This is a genomic window from Terrabacter sp. GCM10028922, from assembly GCF_042666095.1.
In the GTDB taxonomy this organism is placed as follows: Bacteria; Actinomycetota; Actinomycetes; order Actinomycetales; family Dermatophilaceae; genus Terrabacter.
Genome location: NZ_JBHTFG010000024.1, coordinates 21,343 through 27,342 on the forward strand (window position 1 = coordinate 21,343; position 6,000 = coordinate 27,342).

Below are 6,000 nucleotides of genomic sequence, written 5' to 3' on the forward strand. Positions count from 1 at the left end.
ACCATCCGCTGCGCTGGCCGTGCGACGAGCACGACCAGCGCGGCTGGTGATCTAGGGCGTGGTCCGTTCAGGTGAGTGCTCCGCCTCGTTCAGCCTCGTGGCCGCGTCGCGGAGGCTGCGCAGCTCGGCCTCGTAGTAGCCGAGGTCGGCCGTGGCCAAGGAGCTCGCGGCATCGTCGAGCGGCGCACCCGCCGCTGCGACGGTCTCGGCGGCGAGGATTTCGACCTGGGCCTCCTTGGCGATGGCGAGGAGGGCGGGGCCGTTCGGGTCGTTGGTCATGAACCTATGACCGACGACGACCCAGATGTGTGACACGGCGACCCCAGAACGGTCGCGGCGACCCGACAGGACTTCGTCGAAGTCAGCCCCGGAAGCAAGACGCTGGGTCCCACCTCGGAAAGGCGGAACCCAGCGTCGCAAGGGTCAGGAGTCGACCCAGGAGTCGGGCGAGCGTCAGGCGGACTGCTTGGCCCAGACCTCGTACGAGATCGAGCCGAGCTCGGCACCAGGACCGGGCACCAGGCTCTCGTTCGCGAGCTCGGTCCCGAAATACCTGGCGTGTTCGTCGACGACCAGGTTCCGGGTGTCGTCGGTCTGGGCGAGCACGGCCGCGATGAACTGGTCCATCCTCACCTTCTCGGGGCCTCCGATCTCCTTGACGCCGTTCAGCGGCGCACCCACTGCCGCCCTTCCGACGGCGGACGCGACATCGTCGGACGCCATCGGCTGGTAGTGCACCGGCGCGAGGTGGAGCTTGCCGTCGATGGTGGACGCGTCAGCGATGGCCTTGGTGAACTCGAAGAACTGGGTGGCGCGGACGATGGAGTACGGGACGCCCGACTGCTTGATCAGGTCCTCCTGGGCCGCCTTCGCGCGAAGATAGCCGCTCTCCGGCAGCGACCCGGTGCCGACGACCGAGAGCGCGACGTGGTGCTTCACGCCCGCCGCCTGCTCGGCCTCGAGCAGGTTGCTGGTGGAGGTGACGAAGAAGCGCATGACGTCGTCGTCCGCGAATGACGGCGAGTTCGACACGTCTACGACGACGTCCGCGCCGGCCAGCGCGTCGGCCAGACCTTCCCCGGTCAAGGTGTTGACGCCGGTCTGCGGCGCGGCAGGCACCGCGTCGTGGCCGTGAGCGCTGAGCTTCTCGATGAGCTTCGATCCGATGAGCCCGGTTCCGCCGATGACGACGACCTTCATGAGTTACGCCCTTCTGGGATTGTCGAATGGGAGGAGGCTTGCGCGCCTCTGCCCCCAATGACCGGACAGCCCTGAGGGTTGTGACACCCGCCCCAGACGGTCCACGGTGCGTCGAAGGTCCGCGGTGCGCGAGACGTCAGCCGGGGACGTGGGTGAGCTTGTCGGGCGCCATCACCCACAGCAGCTGGTCGATACCGGACGTGGAACTGCTGATGCTCAGCAGCGCTAGTGCCGCATCACCGCGCTTCACGAGCACGGAGGCCTGGCCGTTCGTCTCGAGCCAGGTCAGGGTGGTGTCGGTCCACCAGTCCGCCCATCCGGCGACGAAGCGGGCGACGTTGTCCCGCCCGGCGACAGGACGGCGGGCTGCTCGAGGTGCGATGCCCGCTCCGTCGGAGGTACTGACCACCTCGGCGGAGAGCACCTGCTCCAGCCGCTCCAGGTCTCCGTCTCGCGCAGCAGCGAGGAAGGCCTCGAGCAGCGTCCGGTGCTCGGCCGGTTCGACGGGTTCCTTGCGGCTCGACTGCACATGCTTCCTGGCGCGGCTGACCATCTGACGGGCGTTCGGGGGAGTGGTGGCCAGGATCTCCGCGATCTCGTCGTAGGAGTAGTCGAACGCCTCGCGCAGCACATACGCCGCCCGGTGCTCGGGTCGGAGCTTCTCCAGCAGCACCAGGACCGCAGCCTCGAGGGCCTCCGCCTTCTCTGCGCCGAGGCTCGGGTCGCCACTGGTGTCGACGGGCTCGGGCAGCCACGGCCCGACGTACTGCTCCCGCCGGGCGCGTGCCGAGTCGGCGGTGTTGAGGGCGAGGCGGGTGGTGACCGTCGTGAGGAAGCCGGCAGGGTTGTGGACGACCGAACGGTCGGTCCGCTGCCAGCGCAGCCACGCTTCCTGAACGATGTCCTCCGCCTCGGCGACGCTGCCCAGCATGCGGTAGGCGATGCCGAACAGCCGGGGGCGGGCCGCGGTGAACGCGTCGACGGCCGAGTCGATACTCGTGCCAGACGGGTCGTCGACCGCGCTTGAGGTCATGGTTCTCCTTCGCCGGAGGACCGCGCAGCCTCCGCTCACGTGCACCGATTCGCGCCCGCATCATTGCACGGTTGGGCGGCCGGGCACCGGCTGCCGTTCGGTCCAGGTGAGGAAGCGCGTCCCCCAGTGCGCAGGCCGCCTCGACCTGTCGCCCGCCACCCGCGGGCGATCATGCAGAGTCTCAGTGCGATCGTCCCGCCCCGTGACGTCGGGCTCATTGCTTGTAGGCCGCCGCCCTTGCCGTCCAGCGTGGATGTCAGCTCCGCACTCGGATTGCGTGGTCGCCGCGCAGCCAGCTGGCGCAGGACTCGCAGTCGCAGTGAAGGGCTCAGGCCTCAAAGCCGTGACGCCAGTTGGCCGCGCGGAGCTTCATCCGGTCGTCGGCATGTCCCGTGGAGCGAGCGGTCACCCCGCAGCCCTCCATCCGCGAAGCGACGCAGGCTCTTGGATGACGACGACGGCCTCACGATGAGGGTCATGTGCAAGCCCATCGAAAGTGAGGGCAACCTGGACGCTGGCCGGCGCCGCCGATGACTTTCTCGTCAGACCGACGTCATAGTGTTGGCGGCCACCCTCGCGGTGAAAACATCAAGCGAAACGAATCAAGCACGGCGACGTTCTGGACCACGGGTAGCGGCGACTGCACCGGAAACGACGAAACTGCGCAGGCTCTGCACGATGCGTGATCCGCGAGCTCATACGAGTAGCGAGCCCGGAAGTGGCGTCTGCTCTCCAACCATCACCCCCGTCCTCGTGGCCGAGCTCCTCGCGGAGGGCGAGCGGATGCCGGTCTACGTCCATGTGATCGACCATCCCGAGGCGCGTGTGCTGGTCGACACCGGTATGACGCTCATGGGGCTGCCTGAGCAGCAATCGATGTCTGATTTCCTTGCAGCGGGTATTCACCGCCGGCGGAGTATGGCTAACAAACCTCGCGTCGCGGGCGGATCAGGGTCATGCTTGGTCTGACTGACCGCCATTCGATGGGGAGTTGGGCATGGACGAGCGGGACGCACCGAAAGTCATCATGCGCGGCCCGGCCGACGGGGACAGCATCGTTTTGCCGATGGGCGAGTTGAAGGCGCACATCACCCGCAAGGCGGCCCGGACCGAGACCGGCGGGCATTGGGCGCTCGGTGAGGCGTGGCAGGAGCCGCACTTCGACAATCCGCCTCACGTCCACGACGAGGCCGAGGCGTTCTACGTGCTTGAAGGGCTGTACACCTTCTACACCGACACTGACCCCGCCGAGGGCATCGGACCAGGCACCTTTGTCTTTATCCCTCCGGGCGCCGTCCACGGTTTTCGGGCCGGTCCCGATGGGGGGCGACTGCTATGCCTTTGGCCGTCGACCGTCGAAGCCGCGTTCTTCGGTTGACTAAGAGGCTTGTCACCACATAGCTTGCGCGTGCCCACGACCACAGTGCACTGATCTCGGCTACTTGTTTCATTGACGTCCGGGCCGGTGCCTGCGCAGGCTCGGCTCAGGTGCCCGGGCTCGTCCCTCGCAAACGCGGCTGCCCACGCCTTGTCGTGTGGCTCTCACATGGGTTGCGCCGCCCGGGCACCGCCGGGCGGGAGAGGCTCAAGAAGGGATTGCTCTGCTCGAAGTAGCGGTGCCCTCCACGCCCAACTATCCAACAGGTTCAAGGGCAACGGAGGACGCGGTGAACGAAGACGTCTCGCGGATCGTGATCGGGATGGACCCGCACAAACGCACGGTCACGATCGAGGTGATGACCGCCGACGAGACGGTCCTCGACGGTGGCCGGTTCTCCGCGGCCCATGAACGGATTCATTTCGCTGGCTCGGTGACCGCTGAGGGTTGTTCCCGAACGGCCAGACGACTCTGAGCGGTCACCGACCCCGCGTCCTGTCGCTGTGCGCGATGTGCCGCGCCCTCGCCGCTGTCGGCATCTGTTGTCACGCGTGCTTGGGATCAGGCAGGTCTGGCTCTGGGTGGTCGGCCCTGAACATCTCAGCGGCGTTCTCGTCTATGAGGCCGCGGCTCCGTGGCCCGCCCTCGAGTTGCCGTGAGCGTCTGGAAGTGCCTAAACCCTGCTCACGCGTACATCCAAGTAAGGGGCGCAACTGTGACCGCGGGCCAGCATGCCTGATGCGTCGGCGCACGACATGCGGGAGTACTTGGGAACCAGTTCGAGTCGCTCTACGCCGGGCGGATGGCGAGTTGAAGGCAGTCGTCCTCGAATCCGAGTTTCTCGGCGATTCGTCGCGACGGTGCGTTGGTCGCCAAAGCGCGCCAGCGCGCGATGCCGTGATGCGCCACGGCGTGCCTGGCCGCGGTGGCAGCGACCGCCGTGGCGAAGCCACGCCCGCGGCCGATACCCGCAGCGAGCACTCCGACGTCGGCGGGGACGCCGTCAAACACGGTCAGCTTGGCGGCGGCCATGGGGCGGCCGTGCTGGTCGAGTGCCACCCAAGCGTGCGCGTCATCGTCGTCAGCGAACCCGCTCTCTTCCCACTCTGCGTGCGTCACCTGGTCGATGAGCCGATCGAGGTCGTCGCGTCGCGCGGCCCGCACGGCGATGCCCCCGCTGGCTGCCGGTAGGAAGGCCGGCCGATCCAGAAAAGAGTGGACGCTCGGGCCCAGGACAAGCCAGTCGGGCAGGCGATCGCTCCACCACTGCGGGTCCATGACCGTGTCGATCGAGGGGCACCAGCCGGACACCGTCCCGACCAGGGCCCGGGGCGCCGAGACAAGCACCGTCTGATGCCGCAGCACGCAAAAGATGCCCGCATAGTCCGCGAGCAGCTGCCCATGCTCGACGATCACGGGGCGCCCCTGGTCGCCGGACGAGCCCTGAGGGAACAGGGCCGCCCAGAAACCGTGCAGGCGCTCTCGAGTGGCGGGCGTCAAGCTGGGAGTAGAGCACGAGGCGGCGCATCACGCACCTTCATTCGCACTCATCGGAGATCCGGAAAACAATGCCTGAAGGCCACGTCCGCCTGGCGGCGGGATGACACGGGTTTGCCACCTCCCGGTTGAGCGAGGGCAGTGGCACGCCCCCGTTCCGGCATACGCACGGCGCCACGGGGACTCGAGCGGACGAACTCGGAGAGCGGACTGCTGGGGGTTCTCGGCCCGAAGGTCGCTCGGGACTAGAGTCTCGGCATGGCGCGACCGGGTCTACGACACGTACGCATGCGAGGTCTGTGGCAAGCCTGTATCGCGACTGTTTGGCGTGGGAGCCAAGATCGAGCTTTCTGATGGCAGGCTCCAGATGAGGCCGGCCGTCATTGGCTACTGCTCCACCCACCGAAATGAGGTCATCCCGGCGTGGCTTGGCGGACTTAGTTCTGATGGGCGCTGTGAGTCGCTGGGGGAACCCGTGGAGTTGCGGCCGCAAGACGCCCGAGAGTTTCTTGGTCACGCAAACAGAATGCTCGCTGAGGAAATGGACGGTTACACCGAAGTGGACCCTTCGGAGGGAGTGCCGTCCCAGTGCCTGCACTGCGATGGCGAACTCAGGTGGGGCGAAGGTCCTCACATGAATGAGCCGTCGGTACGCACGGGACGGGCGTTTGCCTGGGAGTGCGCCTCATGCGGGGCAGCGGGCCTTCTAGCAACTGAACTTTAGTTCGCGCGGACGCCAGCCTACGCCATCGCAGAGCATGGAAGACTCGCGGCTGCTAGACGATTCCCGTAGGACCGGTGTCTGGCCAGACTCGGTCTAGGTGATCAGCGGGCAGCTCTCCATGCGGCTGCCCACCAACTCGATCGGTGTGGCTCACTATCGGTCTGCGGC

General features: G+C 67.1%; 7 protein-coding genes. 3 read left to right on the forward strand and 4 right to left on the reverse strand.

What is annotated here, in order from left to right:
* Positions 1-51 precede the first annotated feature (51 nt).
* The 3 genes from ACFQU3_RS19340 to sigJ form a co-directional block, all read right to left on the reverse strand.
* Positions 52-279: a hypothetical protein gene (locus ACFQU3_RS19340; protein ID WP_385912778.1), complete on the reverse strand. Its 228-nt coding sequence runs from the start codon at positions 277-279 to the stop codon at positions 52-54.
* Between the two features lie 174 nt (positions 280-453).
* Complete coding sequence (locus ACFQU3_RS19345; RefSeq protein ID WP_385912780.1) at positions 454-1,200, reverse strand: SDR family oxidoreductase; 747 nt, start codon at positions 1,198-1,200, stop codon at positions 454-456.
* A 136-nt stretch (positions 1,201-1,336) separates the two neighbouring features.
* On the reverse strand, positions 1,337-2,233 hold the full coding sequence (gene sigJ, locus ACFQU3_RS19350; protein ID WP_385912782.1) for an RNA polymerase sigma factor SigJ: 897 nt from the start codon (positions 2,231-2,233) through the stop codon (positions 1,337-1,339).
* A gap of 753 nt (positions 2,234-2,986) precedes the next feature.
* Here sigJ and ACFQU3_RS19355 point away from each other — a divergent pair.
* The 3 genes from ACFQU3_RS19355 (at position 2,987) to ACFQU3_RS19365 (ending at position 4,086) form a co-directional block, all read left to right on the forward strand.
* A complete protein-coding gene (locus tag ACFQU3_RS19355) occupies positions 2,987-3,202 on the forward strand; it encodes a hypothetical protein (protein ID WP_385912784.1) in 216 nt (71 codons plus the stop codon).
* A gap of 28 nt (positions 3,203-3,230) precedes the next feature.
* On the forward strand, positions 3,231-3,611 hold the full coding sequence (locus ACFQU3_RS19360; protein WP_385912786.1) for a cupin domain-containing protein: 381 nt from the start codon (positions 3,231-3,233) through the stop codon (positions 3,609-3,611).
* A gap of 289 nt (positions 3,612-3,900) precedes the next feature.
* Entirely contained in the window at positions 3,901-4,086 is a 186-nt protein-coding gene (locus ACFQU3_RS19365; protein ID WP_385912787.1) for a hypothetical protein, read from the forward strand.
* Between the two features lie 314 nt (positions 4,087-4,400).
* Here the strand turns inward: ACFQU3_RS19365 and ACFQU3_RS19370 are convergent, their stop codons facing one another.
* On the reverse strand, positions 4,401-5,027 hold the full coding sequence (locus ACFQU3_RS19370; RefSeq protein WP_385912789.1) for a GNAT family N-acetyltransferase: 627 nt from the start codon (positions 5,025-5,027) through the stop codon (positions 4,401-4,403).
* Positions 5,028-6,000 lie beyond the last annotated feature (973 nt).